Raw genomic sequence first — 17365 nt, 5'->3', positions numbered from 1 at the left:
GGGCTATGGGGGGTTCCAAGAAATCCGCGCTCGCTCCGGCTAGCGCAGCGCTGACGCAAGCCGGAAATATCGTCGAACTGCTGGTCGACGTCGTTCGAAACACCTTCCGACGGCCGTTCCAGCTCCGTGAGTTCATCGAGCAGGCCTGGTTCATCGCGAGTGTCACGATTCTCCCGACGGCACTCGTGGCGATCCCGTTCGGCGCGGTCGTGTCGTTGCAGACGGGATCGTTGATCAAGCAGCTCGGTGCCGAATCGTTCACCGGCGCTGCGAGCGTGCTCGCGGTCATCCAGCAGGGCAGTCCGATCGTGACCGCGTTGCTCATCGCAGGCGCGGCAGGGTCGGCAGTCACTGCAGACCTGGGCTCTCGCACCATTCGCGAGGAGATCGACGCGATGCGGGTGCTCGGTATCGACCCCATCCAGCGCCTCGTCGTTCCGCGAGTGCTCGCGATGATTCTGGTCGCTCTGTTGCTCAACGGCCTCGTCTCCGTCGTCGGAATCGCGGGCGGTTACTTCTTCAATGTCGTTCTGCAGGGCGGAACTCCTGGTGCCTACCTGGCGTCGTTCTCGGCGCTCGCACAGCTACCGGACCTGTACGTGGCGGAGTTGAAGGCCGCGATCTTCGGACTCATCGCCGGCATCATCGCGTCGTACAAGGGGCTCAATCCCAACCCCGGCCCGAAGGGGGTCGGTGAGGCAGTGAATCAGACGGTCGTCATCACGTTCCTGTTGCTGTTCTTTGCCAACCTCATTCTCACTCTGGTGTATCTCCAGATCGTGCCGGCGAAGGGAAGCTGACCCGCAATGACCATCGCCAAAGGTCGGGGCGACCGTACTCTCATGCGCGCGAAGCGAATCGCGAGCGCGCCACTGTCGGTGCTCGACAGCGCCGGCGAACAGATGTCCTTCTACGTCCGGGCGATCGGGTGGATCCCGCGCACGCTTGTCCACTACAAGAAGGAAGTTCTTCGCCTCCTCGCCGAGGTCACGTTCGGCAGCGGCGCACTCGCCGTCATCGGCGGCACCATCGGTGTCATCGTGATGATGTCGGGCGCAACGGGTGTCGTCGTCGGGTTGCAGGGCTACGCAGCTCTGGAACAACTCGGTAGCTCGGTGCTCACCGGCTTCCTCTCCGCCTACGTCAACACTCGCGAGATCGCGCCGATCGTTGCGGGTCTTGCGCTGTCCGCCACCGTCGGAGCAGGCTTCACGGCGCAGCTCGGTGCGATGCGTATCTCGGAAGAGATCGACGCGCTGGAAGTCATGGCGGTGCCGAGCGTTCCGTTCCTCGTGACGACGCGCATGATCGCCGGATTCGTTGCCGTCATTCCGCTCTACATCGTCGGTCTGTTGGCGTCGTACGTCGCGTCGCGCGGTATCAGTACGTTGTTCAACGGCCAATCGGGTGGGTCGTACGACCACTACTTCAATCTGTTCCTACCGCCCGAGGACGTTCTCTATTCGTTCTTGAAGGTGTTGATATTCGCCTTCGTGCTCATCATGATCCACTGCTACTACGGATTTCACGCTTCGGGCGGACCTGCGGGAGTCGGTGTCGCAGTGGGTCGTGCCGTGCGGACCGCCATCGTGACGGTCGCTGTTCTGGACTTCTTCCTCAGCCTTGCCATCTGGGGAACCACCACCACAGTGAGGGTTGCCGGATGATCGACTCGCCGTCGCGCCTCAGGCGACTTCTGTTGGGTCTCGCTTTCTTCTTGGTTCTCATCCTTTTTCTCGGGTGGTCCATCACGTCCTACAACAAGACGTTCAAGAAGGTCGTCAGCATCGACCTGGTCACCGATTCGGTCGGTAATGCGTTGCCGGTGAACGCCGACGTGAAGGTGCGTGGGTTGATCGTCGGTGAGGTGCGCTCGGCGTCTACCGTCGACGGAGTCGTCACCGCCCATCTGGCGATCGATCCGGACAAGGCCGAGCAGATCCCGTCGAACGCCACCGCACGCCTGCTGCCGAAGACATTGTTCGGTGAGCGCTACGTATCGCTGATCGTTCCCGAAGGAGATACCGCGTCGCCGATCACGAACGGCACCGTGCTTCAGCAGGACAAGAGCGGCAGCGCGATCGAGGTCGGCGAGTTGCTCGACAACTTGCTGCCGCTTCTCGAAGCGATTCCGCCGCAAGATCTTGCGAACACGCTCGGTGCGTTGGCGCAGGGGCTCAGCGGCCGCGGGTCGGAACTGGGATTGACGATCGATCGACTCGAACGCATCTTCGGTGGCTTGAACACCGAACTGCCCGACATTCAGGAAGGTCTGCGCGGTCTTGCGGACTTCTCGCAGACGTACTCCGACGCTGCGCCGCAGTTGGTCGATGCGCTCGACAATCTGACGGTCACGGGTAACACGTTGGTCGAACAGCGTCCCGCCGTCGACACGTTGATCGCGTCGCTCACGTCGACGAGCTCGACGACAGCGGACTTCCTGCAGACCAATTCGAGCAACCTGATCAACATCGCCGCGGATTCACGTGAGGCGTTGGAACTTCTTGCCAAGTACTCGCCGTCGTTCGGATGTACTTTCGCGCAGTTCGTTCCGACGGTGCAGGAAGCGCAGAAGGTGATCGGCGTCGGAGACGAGTACCGCGGCATCAACGTGTCGGCGTCGTTCGTCAACCCGAAGGGCCGCTACCTGCCGAACCAGGACGAGCCGCGACTCTTCGACAACCGCGGACCGAAGTGCTACACGCCTGCGGACACCGCAGCGGGAGAGTTCTTCCCGCAGTATCCCGGCGGCTCGGCAAACGACGGGTCCTATCAGGTGCCGTCGAGAAACCCTGGGCCACAGGATATTCCGGACCTACCGGCTCCCCAGTTGTCCGGCGTGCCTGCGGCAGCGAACGGCGCTGGGACGGGCACGGACGCCACGCCCGCCTCGTACGAAGGGTCGGATTTCGAGCGTGACACCCTTGCCGTGATCTACGGCGAGGCCGGGGGCGTCGGCCCCGACGAGATCCCGTCGTGGACGACGACTCTCGGAGCACCTGCATTGAGGGGAGCGGAGGTGACCATCAAATGAGGGGACTTCTGGCTCCGCTCGTCAAACTGATCGTGTTCGCGGTGGTGACCATCCTGGCAACCGGGACATTGGCATTCTCCATCGCGAACGTCAGCGGTGGTGGCGGTGAGAAGTACAGCGCGATCTTCAGCGACGTCGCATCGCTCAACAAGGGTGACGAAGTCCGTATCGCGGGTGTGCGCGTCGGCGACGTCAAGAACATCGAGATCGTCAATCAGCGTGAGGCCCGAGTCGAGTTCACGGTCAACGGCCGCGACTGGTTGCCGTCGACGGTGACCGCGAATCTGCGCTACCGAAACCTCGTGGGCCAGCGCTACATCGCGCTCGAGCAGGGGGCGGGCGAGCAAGGCGGAAAGATCAACCCCGGCGGGGAGATTCCGCTCTCGCAGACCAAACCTGCGGTCAACCTGACAACGCTGTTCGACGGCTTCCGTCCGCTGTTCACGACCCTCAGCGCCGACGACGTCAACAAGCTGTCGTACCAGATCATCCAGGTGTTCCAGGGCGAGGCGGGAACGATCTCGGATCTGGTGCGCAGCACGGCAAGTCTGACCAACACGGTTGCGGACAAGGATCAGGTCATCGGCGCCGTCATCACCAACCTGAACACGGTGCTCGAGACGGTGAACCAGCACGACCAGGACCTGGATTCGTTGATCGTCAACACTCAGCAGCTCGTGTCGGGGCTGTCTGCGGATCGTGACGTCGTCGGATCCGCGGTGACGTCGCTCGCCGGCCTCACCGATGCCACGTCGGATCTGCTGGAGCCGACACGGCCGTCGATTCAAGGATCGGTCGCCGCGTTGAACACGCTGGCGACCACGTTGAACAGTCGCGAGGAGGACTTGACCAAGGTCATCCAGACGTTGCCGAAGAAGCTCGACAAGCTGATTCGTACTGCGCAGCAAGGTTCTTGGTTCACGTTCTACCTGTGCGGCATCGACATTCAAGCCGGACCGGGAACCTCGCCGAACCTGAATCTGCCGACAGGACTGCCGACTGTGAATCAACCGCTGTACACGAACGCGGCCGAGCGGTGCAAGGCTGGGGGGATCAAGGAATGAAAAAGCGTAGCCCGGTAGTGGCCGGCGCGCTCGGCATCATGATCGTGCTGCTGGCGACCGTCGCAGTCTTCTTCCTCGATCGGCTGCCGATCCTGGGAGCAGGCTCCACGTATACCGCGGAATTCTCCGAAGCCGCAGGACTGAAGCCCGGCAACGAAGTTCGTATCGCCGGCGTCAAGGTCGGCAAGGTGGATTCGGTCGAACTCGCCGGAGACAAGGTCAACGTGGAGTTCCGCGTGCAGGATGCGTGGGTCGGCAACAACTCGTCGGCGTCCATCCAGATCAAGACGTTGCTGGGTCAGAAGTACCTGGCGATCGATCCCCGCGGCGACGAGGTCCTGAAGCCGAAGGATCCGATTCCGTTGGAGCGCACCACGTCTCCGTACGACGTCATCGACGCGTTCTCCGACGCGGCGCAGACCATCACGGACATCGACACCGATCAGTTGGCGTCGAGCTTCCAGACGCTGTCGCAGGCGTTCTCCGAAACTCCCGACGACATTCGGGCATCCCTCGACGGAGTCAGTCGACTGTCGGAGACCATCGCGAGTCGAGATGCGGAGTTGCAGAGGCTGTTCGAGGCGACCGGCAAGACGTCGAAGGTCCTTGCCGACCGCAACGAGGAGTTCAACCGCCTCATCACCGACGCCGGACCGCTCCTCGAAGAACTGAACAACAGGCAGCAGTCGATATCGCAGTTGCTGACGGGAACGCAGCGGCTGTCGACCGAACTGACCGGACTGGTCCGCGACAACGAGGAGCAGATCAATCCGATGCTCCAGCAGTTGAACGGAGTCATCGACATCTTGAACGAGAACAACGACGCACTGTCGCGGGCGCTCGAGCTGTACGCACCGTTCGTGCGTCTGTACGCGAACGTCACCGCGAACGGTCGCTGGCTCGACATCACTCTCGCCAACCTGACACCGCCCGGTCTGCCGCTCATCCCCGGCTACCGTGAGCCCGCTCGCGACCTCGGGGGCAACTGATGACCGACATCGCAGAGAACGACAAGAAGTCCGGGATCGGCAAAGCGGTCATCGCCGGAATCGTCATCGTCGCGTTGGTCGTCGCCGCAGGTCTGTGGTGGCTGTTCACCCGTGCGGGCTCGACCGACATCACCGCGTACTTCGACAAGTCGGTCGGCATCTACGAAGGTTCCGACGTCCGAGTCCTCGGTGTGGAGGTCGGCGAGGTCACGTCGGTCGTGCCGCAGGGCGACCAGGTCGAGGTGAAGATGCGCGTGCAGCGTGGCGTCGACATTCCCGCAGACGCGAAGGCCGCACAGATCACTCCGTCGCTCGTCTCCGACCGGTACATCCAGCTCGCACCCGCTTACAGCGGGGGCGAGACGATGGCGTCGGGCACGGTGATTTCTCGCGATCGGACGGCGACTCCCGTCGAGGTCGATCAGATCTACGCGAGCATCGACGAACTGTCGACGGCGCTCGGGCCGGACGGTGCGAACAAGGACGGCGCACTGACCGACCTGGTCAACACCGGCGCCGCGAACCTCGACGGCAATGGCGAAGCGTTGGGCGAGACCATCACTCAGCTCTCCGACGCGTCCCGCACGCTCAACGAGTCACGCGGCGACCTGTTCGACACGGTGAAGAACCTGCAGACCTTCGTGTCGGCCCTCGCGGCGAACGATCAGCAGGTTCGCCAGTTCAACAACCAGCTGTCGGATCTGACGGGCTTCCTCAACGGCGAGCGAGAGAATCTCGGGGCCGCGTTGAATCAGCTGTCGATCACGCTCGGTGACGTCGCCGGGTTCGTCGCGGACAACCGAGATCAGTTGGTGCAAGCCGCGGACGGTCTCGTCCAGCCGACTCAGACGTTGGCCGACGGCAAGGAATCGCTCGTCGAAACGCTGACGCTGCTGCCGCTCGCGATCAGCAACCTCGTCAACTCGTACGACGCGGAATCGGGAACGCTCGCCACTCGCGCGAATCTGCAGAACGAGACGCAGGATCCGCTCGGGACGTTGTGCCGACTGATCGACCTCGGCAAGCTCGTGCCGGGAGATCCGCGCTTCGAACAACTCGGTGCGCAGATCCAGCCGATCATCGATCGGTGTGGCGAATTCACGACGTTGATCCAAGGCCCGGTCCGCGATTCCGGTGTGGTTCTTCCGTTCGGCGTTCTCAGCGGTACGACGGAACAGAACCAGGCAGTTCCGGGCACTGTGCCCGGAAACGTCTCGCCGCGTCTCGGCGACAACAACACGTTGCCCGGTTTGCAGCAGTCGTTGGGAGGGGGACAGTGATGCGCATGCGTCCGCTCGTCGCGATCGTCGGTGCAACGGTCGTCGGTCTGTCGGCGACGGCGTGCTCACAGGGCGTCTACGGCATTCCGCTCCCGGGTGGTGCTGACACCGGGAGCAACCCGATGCACCTGACCATCCAGTTCCAGGATGTTCTCGACCTCGTTCCGCAGTCGACCGTCAAGGTCGACGGTGTCGAGGTCGGCCGCGTCGATTCCATCTCGGTGCCGAACGGGGAGTGGACGGCCGACGTCGACGTCGTCGTCAACGATTCGGTGGATCTGCCCGCGAATGCGCTTGCAGCAGTGGAACAGACGTCGATTCTGGGTGAGAAGTTCATCCAGTTGACGGTCCCGACCGACGACGCCGATCCGCAGAAGCTGCAGGACGGCGACACGATTCCGCTCGATCGGACTCGGTCGACGACCAACATCGAACAAGTGCTCGGTGCGTTGTCGCTCGTGCTCAACGGCGGTGGCGTCGGCCAGCTCGCTCCCATCGTCAAAGAGCTCAACGCGGCATTCGACGGGCGGGAAGGCACGACGCGAAGTCTGTTGGAGCAGGCGAACACGTTGATCGGCGGGCTGGAGGAGCAGCGCGACGACATCACCCGCGCGCTGGACGGTCTCGACGTTCTGACCACCGAAGTGAGTGGACAGACCGAGAAGATCGATCGTGTGCTCGCGGACCTTCCGATCGCGACCGACGTTCTCGAGCAGCAGCGGCCGCAGCTGACGCAGATGCTGGGTCAGCTCGACCGGCTCGGCGCGGTGGGGACCGACGTGATCAACCAGTCCAAGGACAATCTGATCGCAGACCTTCGTGCTCTGCGTCCGACGTTGCAGGCTCTCGCCGGCTCGGCCGACGACATCGTCACGACGCTCCCGCTCATCCCGACGCTTCCGTTCCCGGACGGCATCGAGGAGATCACGCAGGGCGACTCCGCGAATCTGTACCTGTCGCTCGATCTGTCGATCGGCACGACGCTGCGCAATCTAGGTGTCGGCGAAGGAGATCCGGTCTACATTCCGCCGAAGTACGGTGACACGTTGCCGCTGGTGGATCCGTCGAACCCGTACTACAACGGCAACGGCCCACGTCCCGGATGGCCGACCATCTCGTTGCTGCCGCTTCCGCCCATCGTTCCGAATCCGTCACCGCCGCCGGGAGTTCCGGTGGCGCCGGGTACGGAACCCGTCGCTTCGCCGGTGAACGCACCGACTCCGTTCGCTCCGTTGAACGACCTGCTCGAACAATTCGGAGGTGGACTGTGAGGTCGCGGCTGGTCAGGATTCAGCTGTTCGCTTTCATCGCCGTCGCGGTGCTCGGCATCGTGTACGTCGGTGGCAAGTACGTGCGTATCGACAATCTGCTCGGTTTCGGGCAGTACGACGTCAACGCCCAGTTCGCCGATTCCGGCGGCATCTTCACCAACGCCGAGGTCACGTATCGAGGAGTTCCCGTCGGTACCGTCGGAGCGTTGTCGCTGACGTCGGACGGAATCAACGTCGAGCTGCTTCTCGACAACGGTGGACCGAACATTCCGTCGTCGGCGAAGGCAGTGGTGGCCAACCGGTCCGCCATCGGTGAGCAGTACGTCGATCTCCAGCCGACGAGCGACGAAGGGCCGTACCTCGAGAGTGGTTCGATCATCGCCACCGCGGACACGGCGACGCCGGTGCCCGTCGAGAACGTCCTCGCGAGCGCCAATCAGTTGGTCAGCTCGGTGCCACTGGAGAACCTGACGACCGTCGTCAAGGAACTCGGCACGGCGTTCAACGGCAAGGGTGACGATCTGCAGGTCCTGCTGGACTCGCTCGGAACGCTGACGCAGTCCGGTGACGAGGCGTTGCCGCAGACTCTCGCGCTGGTACGGGACAGCCGGACGGTTCTCGACACACAGTCCGAACAGTCGTCGGCGATTCGTCAGTTCAGCACCGACCTGAACAACGTGACGGCCCAGCTGCGCAGCAACGACCCGGATATACGACGCCTCATCAACACGGGCACCGCGGCCAGCGATCAGATCGGTGCGCTGATCGACGAGGGCGGTCCGGCGCTGACGACCGATCTGAACAACTTGAACGAGGTCGTCACGTTGGCAGCGCCGCGCACACTCGCGCTGCAGCCGCTGCTCATCTTCCTGCCCGCGTTGGCGGCCGGGTCGGGGACTCTGACACCGGGCGACGGCACGATTCACCAGGGTCTGCTGCTCGAGACCAACAATCCGCCGCCGTGCACCGTCGGTTACGAGGGCACGCAGGCGATCTTGGCGGAGGAGAAGGCCAAGAACCCGAACTTCGACATGACCGAGGAGAACTACCCGCTGAACCTGCAGGCGAACTGTGCGACGCCTCAGGGCAGTGTGACGGGTGTTCGGAGCTCCAACCGCATCGTCTTCGCGGATCCCGAGACTCCGCAGCCGTGGGATTCGATCCCCAAGGTCGATCCCGACAAGCTCAACCTGAATCCGATTGCGACACAGCTTGCACCGCTGATCGGGGTCACCCCGAAGTGATCGAAGTCGGGTGACGAAGTTACCGAGTAGTAGGGTGTCAGTGTGACGTCAAACACCGAAGCTCAGGAGCCGACTTCCGACGCTCCTGGGCCGAAGAACTCAGCGAGGCCGGTTCTGATCGGCGTATCCGTCGTCGCGGTCGTGGCTCTCGTCGCGGCCGTGTGGTTCGGAATCGGATGGAAGAACGCGCTGTCCGAGAAGTCCGTCGCGGACACCCGCGAATCTGCGCTCACGGGGGCGCAGCAGGTCGCGATCAACCTCAACACCGTCGACGCCGCGAACATCGACCAGTCGTTCGAGGACATGAAGTCGTCCATCACGGGCGACACGATGCTGAACGATCTCGACGCGACGCGGTCGCAGATCGACGACACGGTCCGCACGTCGGGCGCCAAGAGCTCGGCGGAGTTGATGCATTCCACTCTGACCGAACTGAGCGCCGACGAGGGTACGGCCACCGCACTGGTCGTCATCGCCGGGACGACGACGTGGCCCGACCGTCCCGAGCAGAAGGTCAAGCTGACGATGCGTCTGTTCATGGAAGATGTGGACGGTACGTGGAAGGCCAACAAGGTCGACCCGATCGGCAGCCGTATCGCGCTCGATCCGTCCGGGGGAGAGGCCGACGCGAACGCGCTGCCGCTGGACCCCAACGGCGCGCCGGCGCCCGCCGAGCCTGCCGATCCGAATGCCACTCCGCCCGCGAGCGAAGAGCAGGCACCTGTTCCCGACGCGACCGGCGGGGAGTAGGCAGCGTCTTTCCGGACCGTCGGCCCAGTTCTCGTACATTTCAAGGAGTTGTCCGCATTGCCTCCTCAGCGTCGGAAGATCGTTCCACCCACCACCACCAGCAAGGCTCGCAAGAAGATCGCAGGCAGCAACCGCAAGGCTGCGCCGGAGGGCGTGACGCCTGACAGTGCTACGCCTGACACTGCTGCTACACCTGACACCGTTGCTACACCTGACACTGCTGCTACACCTGACACCGTTGCTTCTTCCGACGCTGCTGCACCTGGCGAACCGACTACAGCCGATGTCGCGGATTCGACGACGCCCGAGGCCCCTCGGGCCACCGAGTCCGACAAGGTCGACCTCGGGAAGCCTGCGCCCGCAGTGGCAGCGGACGCTCCCGAGGCCGCCCCGGTGTCGACGCCCGTGCCCGCCGACCGCCCGAAATGGACACCCGTGATCGCAGTGGGTGCTGTCGCGGTGGTGCTCGGAGCCTTCGCGGTCGTCGCCGCGATCAAGCCGGGAGTGAACGTCGACAACGCGGCGTGGGTGGATTCCAACGCCACGTCCGAGGTCACCGGTGCCGCGACCGACGCGTTGACGACGCTCTACACGTACAGCGACGCGACTATCGACGAGGATTTCGACAAGGCACGCGCTGTGCTGAATCCCGACATGCTCGCCGAGTTCGATCGCGTGGCCGACACGACGAAATCGGCTGTCCGCCAGACACAGACGGCGACGCAGGCGGACGTGTCGGACATCGGTGTCACGCGACTCGAGTCCGACAATGCGGAGCTTCTTGCGGTGCTCAACGTCAGTGCCACGCAGGCAGGCGTAGCGCAGGGCAATGCCGAGGGCCCGATCGTGGTCAACATGGAGAAAATCGACGGAAAGTGGATTCTTTCCGCCATCTCCGATCAGTAACTTGTGACGTTGGTTACGAGTCGGTCCGCTCGACGGCGGTGAAACCGACCGTAAGTGCGGTGAAAGTTGTTTATCCATACTTCGTGTTCGAATTGTCATCTGTTCTCCACATGGCAGCCGGTTAGCATCGCGAATGCGTCCTGCTGTGGGGCGAGCTCTGGTTGCACCCTTCGGTCGCCGGCGGCGCGCAGGGTGGCCAGGGGTGAACTCTCGAGAACACGGAGCACTCATGACCGACATGGCTTTTCGACGTCCCGAGACTGAACCTTCAGTCGGCCGGGACGGGTATTCGACTTTTCTCAATCCCGAACTGTTCGGCCTGCTGAGTGCCGTCGACCTCGACGCCGAATACGTTCGCGGCGAGGGAACGACGTTGTACGACGCGTCGGGTGATGCGTATCTGGATTTCGCGGGTGCCTATGGCGCGTTGCCGCTTGGGCACAATCCTGCCGCGGTGTGGCGCGCGGTCGACGGTGTGCGACGGGGCAGTGAGCCCGCCTTCGTACAGCCGTCGGTTCTGCCGGCAGCGGGAGAACTCGCGGCACGATTGGTCGACGTCGCACCGAGCGGCCTCGGCCGCGTCACGTTCGTCAACAGCGGCGCCGAGGCGGTCGAGATCGCGATCAAGATCGCCCGGTCGGCCACCGGTCGGCTGGGAATTCTCAGCACGCGCAACAGTTTTCACGGTAAGACTCTCGGTGCGCTGTCCGCGACGGGCAACGAGAAGTACCAGGTGGGGTTCGGTGCGCCGGTGGCAGGGTTCGACACGATCCCCTTCGGGGACGCCGACGCACTCGAGCAGGCCTTCGTCTCGGCGCCGGACCGGTTCGCGGTGTTCGTCGTCGAACCGATTCAAGGTGAGGGCGGCGTCGTCACTCCACCTCCGGGGTATCTGACGCGGGTCCGCGAACTCTGCACTGCACACGGGGTTCTGATGGCCGTCGACGAGGTACAGACCGGTCTCGGCCGGACCGGCCGCATGTTCGCATGCGAGCACGAGTCCGTCGTACCCGACATCCTCGCCGTCGCCAAAGCTCTCGGCGGTGGGCTCGTGCCCGCGGGAGCTGTGCTCTGCAGGCCCGACTTGGTCGGAGAGAGTTTTGCATTGAGGCACACCTCGACGTTCGCGGGTGGCGCGTTGACGTCACGCGTCGGACTCGCGGTACTCGGCGAGCTGACCGAGAACGGGCAGCATTTGATCGGCCGGGTGCGCCGACGCGGTGAGCTACTGAAGCGTGAACTGCAGCAGGTAGCGAGTAAGTACCCCACGGTCATCACCGACGTGCGAGGTGAAGGGCTGCTTCTCGGTGTCGAATTCACCGACGACGTCAACTTCGTCGGCGCTCAGTCGCTCATCGGTTCCATTGCCGATCAACAGAATCTGGCCGTGATGATCGCGTCGTACATGTTGCGCGTCGAGGGGGTCAGGATCGCGCCGACACTGTTCGGGGCACGGGTTCTTCGAGTCGAGCCGCCGCTGACGGTCACCGAGTCCGAGTGCCGACGTCTCGTGGCGGCCTTGGAACGCGCTGTGGCATTCGCTGCGGCAGGTGACCTTGCCGGATTGATGGGTCACCTCGTCGGACATGCTCCGAAGTCCGCGCCGACGGTGTATTCGACGCCCGGGCGCAGGCTGCCACACGTCGTGCCGCACGAGACCGATCACCGATTCGGATTTCTCGCGCACCCGCTCGATCTCGCGGTCTTCGGGGCGTTCGACGACGCACTCTCCGAATTCAGCGAGCCAGAACGCGGTGAACTACTCGATCGATTCGCAGGCGCGACATCGGAACTCAATCCCGCACCGATGGTCATCGGAAGTGGCCGCGTCGTGCCGACGGAGGGCGCCGCTGCGCATGGCAGCTTGATCGGGATTCCGTTCACGTCGTCTGCTCTGCTGAAACTGCCTCCGCGCGTGGCGGTGTCGGCGGTCGCTGCTGCTGTGGACCTGGCGTTCGACCGGGGAGCCGAGGTGGTGGGACTCGGCGGATATTCGTCGGTGATCACCGGCAACGGTCTCGCGCTCGGCACACGCGCTGGTGTGCTGACGACGGGCAACTCGTTCACCGCGGCAGCGAGCATCCGCGCCGTTCGTCGTGTGTGCGCCGAACGTGGAATCGACCTGGCGGACATGAGGGTCACCGTCCTCGGTGCGGCGGGTGCGATCGGCAAGACGATCGCACGTGCGTTGGCGTCCGACGTCGGCACGGTGTCTCTGGTCGGCCGGCCTGGGGAGCACGGCAAGATCGCCCCGAAGTTGTGGACCGCGGCGGGTGTCATCGTGGAGGGCGCACGAGGCGGGGCAGGGCGTTTCGCCGACGCGGTCCGGCTGTCGAGCGGGTCGATCGACGACCTGATCTCGTCGGGCCGTCTCGAGTTCTTCGACGACCCGAGAGCCGGAGTGGCGCGGGCGGACATCGTGATTGCCGCGACGTCGGCGCCGCATTCTTTGATCGATGCGGAGGATCTCGGACCGAACGCCATCGTGTGCGACGTCGCTCAGCCACCGAACATCTCACACGACGTCGGCCGTGTCCGACCGGACGTGACGGTGTTCGACGGCGGAATCGTCCGCTTGCCCGAGGGGTCGGACTTCGGGCTCACGTTCGGTCTGGCGCCGGGGCTGACGTATGCGTGCATGGCAGAGACGATGCTCCTGTCCCTGTCCAGGGAGTTCGAACTTCGCAGTATCGGAACGGAATTGGTGACCGAGAACGTCGAACGACTCGGTGAACTCGGTGACCGGTACGGATTCGAGCTGGCCGAGGCGACGCGGTGGCGTGAAGTGAAGTAGCTGGGTGGACGGGCGGGCTACGGCCCGCTCGTCACCTGTGCGGGTGGTCGATTCATCCGATACACGAGAGGGCCCTTGGGGCCGATGGTCGTCGATCCCGCGGGAAGAAACCCCATCGCACTCCAGAACGGGATGTTGCCCTCCTTGCAGATCCCGTACGTCGTCCGGCCCTGGCGGTCCATCCGGTCGAAGAACGATCGAGACAGTAGGCGTCCGACACCCGACCGATGAAGCGACGGCTCGACGCCCAGATACACCCACAGCACTGCCTCCTCGTCCGGTGCGCCTGCCAGCAGAGTGCGATCCATCTGGATTCCGGGGCGAACGCCGCGACCCATGGCCCACAGAAGATGAGGCCCGCTGATTGCCTTGCGCCACCACGGTTCCGGCGGGGAGTCGTGTGGATACCACAGGCTGACGCCGACGATCGTGTCGTCGATGGTGGCGACTTCGGCTCCGTCGATGGGGAGGTAGCGATGGCGTATCAGCGCAGCCATCATGCGTCGCTGCTTCTTCGGGCGTTTGCTGTCGTCGGGAAAGAAGTAACCGCTGACCGGGTCCTCCACCTGGAATGCGCGTGCCATCAACGCGGACATCTCACGAATGTCTGCCTTCGACGCGGGTCTGATGTCAACCGACATTCTCGTTGTCCTTCTCCAGTGGTCGTGAAACCTGTTCGGGGACTGTCTTTCTGGGGTGCAACCACCAATTGGCCTCGCCCATCAGTGCGACCAGCGCGGGTACGAGCAGCATGCGGACGACGGTGGCGTCGAGTATCAGTCCGATGATGATGCCGATTCCGACGAGGCGCATCATCGCGAGTTCGGACAGCGAGAAGAAGGCGGTGACGGTGATCAGCAGCAGAGCGGCAGCAGTGACCACTCTGCCGGTGCGGGCGGCGCCGATCTTCACCGCCTCGCGCGTCGTCGCGCCTACGTCGTGTGCTTCGACGATGCGTGACAGCAGGAAGATCTCGTAGTCGGTGGACAGTCCGAACACGACGGCCATGATGAGGATGCTCATCGTTGCCTGGAGTGGACCGGGGGTGACTCCGATGATTCCGGCGCCGTGACCGTCGTGGAACACCCACGTCAGCACACCGAACGTGGCTGCCAGGCTGAGCATCGCCATGGCAATTGCTTTGGCGGACAGTACGATCGATCGAAACGCCGCAGTGGTGACGACGAACGTCGCCGCGATCATGATGGCGAACATCCACGGAATCGTGTCGTAGATCGACGTGATGCCGTCCTGGCTCAGTGCCGTGGCTCCACCGATCCGGATGTCGGTGCCCTCGGGCGCTTCGACGGCACGCAGACGCGTGACGGTGTCGAGCGCACCCTGAGTTCGATCGGGCGAGGTCAGGATCGCCCTGATGACGCCGTAGTCGTCGGCGCTGCCCGACGGCAAGGCGGCCGCGATGCCGTCGACGCGTCCCATCTCGGCCGCGAGTTGCTGGACCACGAGGGCGTCGGGTGGACTCCCGTTCTCGGACTGGACCATGATCGTGACGCCCGAGTTGGCGAGCGGAAAGTCGGCGAACAGCTTGTCCGTCGCGATACGAGCCGGTGCGTCGGGTGGTAACCCCGTGTGGTCGAGATCGCCGAGTGCGACGCCCGCGATGGGGGCAGCGAGCAACGCCAGAAGCGCGAAGATGGCAGTTGCGACGACGACTGGCCGTCGCATCACACGTTCGGCCACCGATCCCCAGAATCGTTCGGCACGAGCGTCTCCGCGGTCTGCAGCGCCCGCTCGCCAGCTGAGCGAGTTGATCCGCGGACCGAGCAGGGCGAGCGTCGCGGGCAGAGCCGTGAGCGAGACGAATGCCGAGACGGCGACCGCCGCCATGCCGCCGAAGCCGAGGGATCGAATCATCGCTTGCGGGAAGATCAGCATGCCGACGAAACCGCACACCAGAAGCAGTGCCGAGAATGCCACCGTGCGGCCCGCCGTCGCCATGGTGCGGTGGACGGCCTCCTCGGCAGACGCGCCGCGTCGCAGTTCCTCCCTGAATCTGGTCAGGACGAACAGGCTGTAGTCGACGGCCATGCCGAGTCCGACGAGCGTCGCGATGTTGGTGGCGAAGATGCTGACTTCGGTGAAGTTCGCGAGGACGCGCATCACGGCCAGCGACGCCAGGATGCTGAGGCCACCGATGCACAGCGGTACGGCAGCAGCGGTGACGCCGCCGAAGATGACGAGCAGGAGCACCATCAGGATCGGGAACGTGATGGTCTCGGCGCGGATGAGATCGGCCCGAGCCTCGGTGTTGTAGGCGTCGGCGATGGTCGCGAAACCGCCGAACTGGACGTCGACGCCGTCGATGGCGAGGTCGTCGCGAATATCGAGAAACGTCTTGACCCGAGCATCCTCGTCGCCGTTCATCGTGAGAACCGCGAGCGCCGATCGACCGTCGAACGACTTCAACCCTTGCGCGATGGCCGGCGGCATGTTCCAGTACGACACGGGATCCCGAGCGAGCAACGACGCATCGACGTCCGACAGGTTCTGCTCGACGTCACCGCGAATGTCGTCGACCGTTCGACCGTCCGTCGGCGTGTAGAGAATCGCGACGTCGGGAACCTGGCGGCCGAACTGGGCTTCGACGATCTCGTCGACCCGTGCTGCCTCGCTACCCGGGTCGGAATAACCGCCGAGGCTCAGGTCGTGCAGTACTCCGAACCCCCATATGCCGGCGAGAACGATGACGACTACACAGGAGGCGACCACCAGGCGGGCACGGCGAACGACGAACTGCGCAAGCCTGTTTCGGCTCGCAGTTCGATCCTCACGTGTCATTCCCGCGTCCCCCCGATGACCGCGCAACATCTTCGAATGCACGCGAGGTTACACCCATCGTGTGGGGTAGTCGACACTGTTCGCGAAGTCGGAGTGCTGATACCGTCCATCGGGTCGAATGTGGCCTCCTGCTTCACTTTTCGGTTCGAGGCTTTGTCAACAATTCAACTTGTCCATCGACGATGGGGAGAAGCATGGATGCCAGGAATTCTGCGGTGACCGTCCGTCATTTCGCCGACGCGCTACCGGATCGAATGGTGTCCAACTCGGAACTGTGCGCCACAGTCGATTCGAGCGACGAGTGGATCAGGTCAAGAACCGGCATCGAGTCTCGACGGTTCCTGGAGGACGGCGCCGCTGCATCGGATCTCGCGCTTCGGGCTGCGCGTTCGGTTCTGTCCGAGAGTGGTCTTCCTGCAGTCGATGTCGATGCGATCGTGCTCGCGACGGTGAACCCCGATCAGCCGTTTCCATCGACGGCGTTGACGGTCGCTCAGGCGCTGGGTGCGGTGCGCGCCGTTCCGATCGACCTCACGCAAGCAGCGTGTTCCGGTGGATTGTTGGCGATCGAGATCGCTGCATCGATGATCGGCGAGCGTTACCGCAACATCCTCGTTCTCGCCTCCGAAGTTCTGTCACGCCAGATGAATCCCACCGATCGGACGACACGGATCTTCTTCGGCGACGCTGCGGGCGGTGCTCTCGTCTCTGCCGAGCGAGCAGTGGGACGCGGGATACGGTCGAGCGTCGTCGAATCCGAACTCGACATGTCCGTCGGGATTCGAGACGGTGGATCGAGGCATCCGCTCACCGCCGACTCGGTCGCGCACGGTCGGCATTACGTCTTCATGGACGGGCCTCGCGTGTGGAAGTTGGCGACCACGATGCTGCCCACTGTCGTACGTAGAGCTGTCGACGAGGCCGGGTTGGCATTGGACGACGTCGACCACTTCGTTTTTCATCAGGCCAACCGCAACATCGTCGAGACCGTCGTCGACTCGCTCGGTGTTCCGCGGGACAAGGCACCGATCACTGTGGACAGGCTCGGAAACACCGGTGCTGCCAGTATTTTCACGGTTCTCGCCGAGCTGGAGCGAGCGGCGCTCCTACGGCCCGGCACGGTGACGGTCATCGCCACCATCGGCGCCGGGTTCATCTGGGGAGCACTGGTTCTGGTCCACTGACACCCCTCGTGAGCGAAAATGTGTAGCGGGCTATACATTTTCGCTCACGA

At 63.8% G+C, this 17365-nt stretch carries 14 protein-coding genes; 12 read left to right on the top strand and 2 right to left on the bottom strand.

The genetic code is table 11. From position 1 onward, the window contains the following. The first annotated feature begins 5 nt into the window (after positions 1-5). The 11 genes from CHB96_RS24550 to CHB96_RS24500 all read left to right on the top strand — a co-directional run bounded on the left by CHB96_RS24550 (position 6) and on the right by CHB96_RS24500 (position 13332). Positions 6-800, top strand: coding sequence for an MlaE family ABC transporter permease (locus tag CHB96_RS24550; protein WP_089251251.1), 795 nt, complete (start codon positions 6-8; stop codon positions 798-800). A gap of 6 nt (positions 801-806) precedes the next feature. Next, positions 807-1667 (top strand): MlaE family ABC transporter permease, encoded by an 861-nt coding sequence (locus tag CHB96_RS24545; RefSeq protein ID WP_089251249.1) that lies wholly within the window; start codon positions 807-809, stop codon positions 1665-1667. Continuing rightward, positions 1664-3034: an MCE family protein gene (locus CHB96_RS24540; RefSeq protein WP_089251247.1), complete on the top strand. Its 1371-nt coding sequence runs from the start codon at positions 1664-1666 to the stop codon at positions 3032-3034. The genes CHB96_RS24545 and CHB96_RS24540 overlap by 4 nt, the downstream gene beginning before the upstream one ends. Beyond that, a complete protein-coding gene (locus CHB96_RS24535) occupies positions 3031-4098 on the top strand; it encodes an MCE family protein (protein WP_089251245.1) in 1068 nt (355 codons plus the stop codon). The genes CHB96_RS24540 and CHB96_RS24535 overlap by 4 nt, the downstream gene beginning before the upstream one ends. Next, positions 4095-5087, top strand: coding sequence for an MCE family protein (locus CHB96_RS24530; RefSeq protein ID WP_089251243.1), 993 nt, complete (start codon positions 4095-4097; stop codon positions 5085-5087). The genes CHB96_RS24535 and CHB96_RS24530 overlap by 4 nt, the downstream gene beginning before the upstream one ends. Beyond that, the gene (locus tag CHB96_RS24525; RefSeq protein ID WP_089251241.1) at positions 5087-6367 is read left to right on the top strand and encodes an MCE family protein; all 1281 of its coding nucleotides are present in this window, start codon (positions 5087-5089) and stop codon (positions 6365-6367) included. The genes CHB96_RS24530 and CHB96_RS24525 overlap by 1 nt, the downstream gene beginning before the upstream one ends. 5 nt (positions 6368-6372) lie before the next feature. Beyond that, complete coding sequence (locus CHB96_RS24520) at positions 6373-7638, top strand: MCE family protein (protein ID WP_176444486.1); 1266 nt, start codon at positions 6373-6375, stop codon at positions 7636-7638. Further along, positions 7635-8882 carry an MCE family protein gene (locus CHB96_RS24515; RefSeq protein ID WP_089251237.1) on the top strand — a complete coding sequence of 416 codons (1248 nt, stop codon included), beginning with the start codon at positions 7635-7637 and terminating at the stop codon, positions 8880-8882. Before CHB96_RS24520 ends, CHB96_RS24515 begins: the two co-directional genes overlap by 4 nt. A gap of 42 nt (positions 8883-8924) precedes the next feature. Beyond that, positions 8925-9632: a hypothetical protein gene (locus CHB96_RS24510; RefSeq protein WP_089251235.1), complete on the top strand. Its 708-nt coding sequence runs from the start codon at positions 8925-8927 to the stop codon at positions 9630-9632. Positions 9633-9680: 48 nt separating this feature from the next. After that, positions 9681-10538 carry a hypothetical protein gene (locus CHB96_RS24505; protein ID WP_245866137.1) on the top strand — a complete coding sequence of 286 codons (858 nt, stop codon included), beginning with the start codon at positions 9681-9683 and terminating at the stop codon, positions 10536-10538. 229 nt (positions 10539-10767) lie between these two features. Then, entirely contained in the window at positions 10768-13332 is a 2565-nt protein-coding gene (locus CHB96_RS24500) for an aminotransferase class III-fold pyridoxal phosphate-dependent enzyme (protein ID WP_089251233.1), read from the top strand. A gap of 17 nt (positions 13333-13349) precedes the next feature. Here the strand turns inward: CHB96_RS24500 and CHB96_RS24495 are convergent, their stop codons facing one another. Continuing rightward, entirely contained in the window at positions 13350-13973 is a 624-nt protein-coding gene (locus CHB96_RS24495) for a GNAT family N-acetyltransferase (protein ID WP_089251231.1), read from the bottom strand. Continuing rightward, positions 13963-16131, bottom strand: coding sequence for an MMPL family transporter (locus CHB96_RS24490; RefSeq protein WP_176444485.1), 2169 nt, complete (start codon positions 16129-16131; stop codon positions 13963-13965). The genes CHB96_RS24495 and CHB96_RS24490 overlap by 11 nt, the downstream gene beginning before the upstream one ends. Before the next feature lie 215 nt (positions 16132-16346). Between CHB96_RS24490 and CHB96_RS24485 the strand changes: the two genes are divergently transcribed. Then, positions 16347-17315, top strand: coding sequence for a 3-oxoacyl-ACP synthase III family protein (locus tag CHB96_RS24485; protein WP_245866135.1), 969 nt, complete (start codon positions 16347-16349; stop codon positions 17313-17315). The last annotated feature ends 50 nt before the right edge of the window (positions 17316-17365 follow it).

The sequence above is a fragment of the Rhodococcoides kyotonense genome, assembly GCF_900188125.1.
Taxonomy (GTDB): Bacteria; Actinomycetota; Actinomycetes; order Mycobacteriales; family Mycobacteriaceae; genus Rhodococcoides; species Rhodococcoides kyotonense.
Note: the sequence above shows the minus strand (reverse complement) of the source record. Positions and strands in the feature narration are given on the sequence as shown.

What these genes read in the sequence shown, in the direction of transcription:
- CHB96_RS24550 (WP_089251251.1), top strand. Translation starts at nt 6, where the DNA reads ATGGGGGGTTCCAAGAAATCCGCGCTCGCTCCGGCTAGCGCAGCGCTG.
- CHB96_RS24545 (WP_089251249.1), top strand. Translation starts at nt 807, where the DNA reads ATGACCATCGCCAAAGGTCGGGGCGACCGTACTCTCATGCGCGCGAAG.
- CHB96_RS24540 (WP_089251247.1), top strand. Translation starts at nt 1,664, where the DNA reads ATGATCGACTCGCCGTCGCGCCTCAGGCGACTTCTGTTGGGTCTCGCT.
- CHB96_RS24535 (WP_089251245.1), top strand. Translation starts at nt 3,031, where the DNA reads ATGAGGGGACTTCTGGCTCCGCTCGTCAAACTGATCGTGTTCGCGGTG.
- CHB96_RS24530 (WP_089251243.1), top strand. Translation starts at nt 4,095, where the DNA reads ATGAAAAAGCGTAGCCCGGTAGTGGCCGGCGCGCTCGGCATCATGATC.
- CHB96_RS24525 (WP_089251241.1), top strand. Translation starts at nt 5,087, where the DNA reads ATGACCGACATCGCAGAGAACGACAAGAAGTCCGGGATCGGCAAAGCG.
- CHB96_RS24520 (WP_176444486.1), top strand. Translation starts at nt 6,373, where the DNA reads ATGCGTCCGCTCGTCGCGATCGTCGGTGCAACGGTCGTCGGTCTGTCG.
- CHB96_RS24500 (WP_089251233.1), top strand. Translation starts at nt 10,768, where the DNA reads ATGACCGACATGGCTTTTCGACGTCCCGAGACTGAACCTTCAGTCGGC.
- CHB96_RS24495 (WP_089251231.1), bottom strand. Translation starts at nt 13,973, where the DNA reads ATGTCGGTTGACATCAGACCCGCGTCGAAGGCAGACATTCGTGAGATG.
- CHB96_RS24490 (WP_176444485.1), bottom strand. Translation starts at nt 16,131, where the DNA reads ATGACACGTGAGGATCGAACTGCGAGCCGAAACAGGCTTGCGCAGTTC.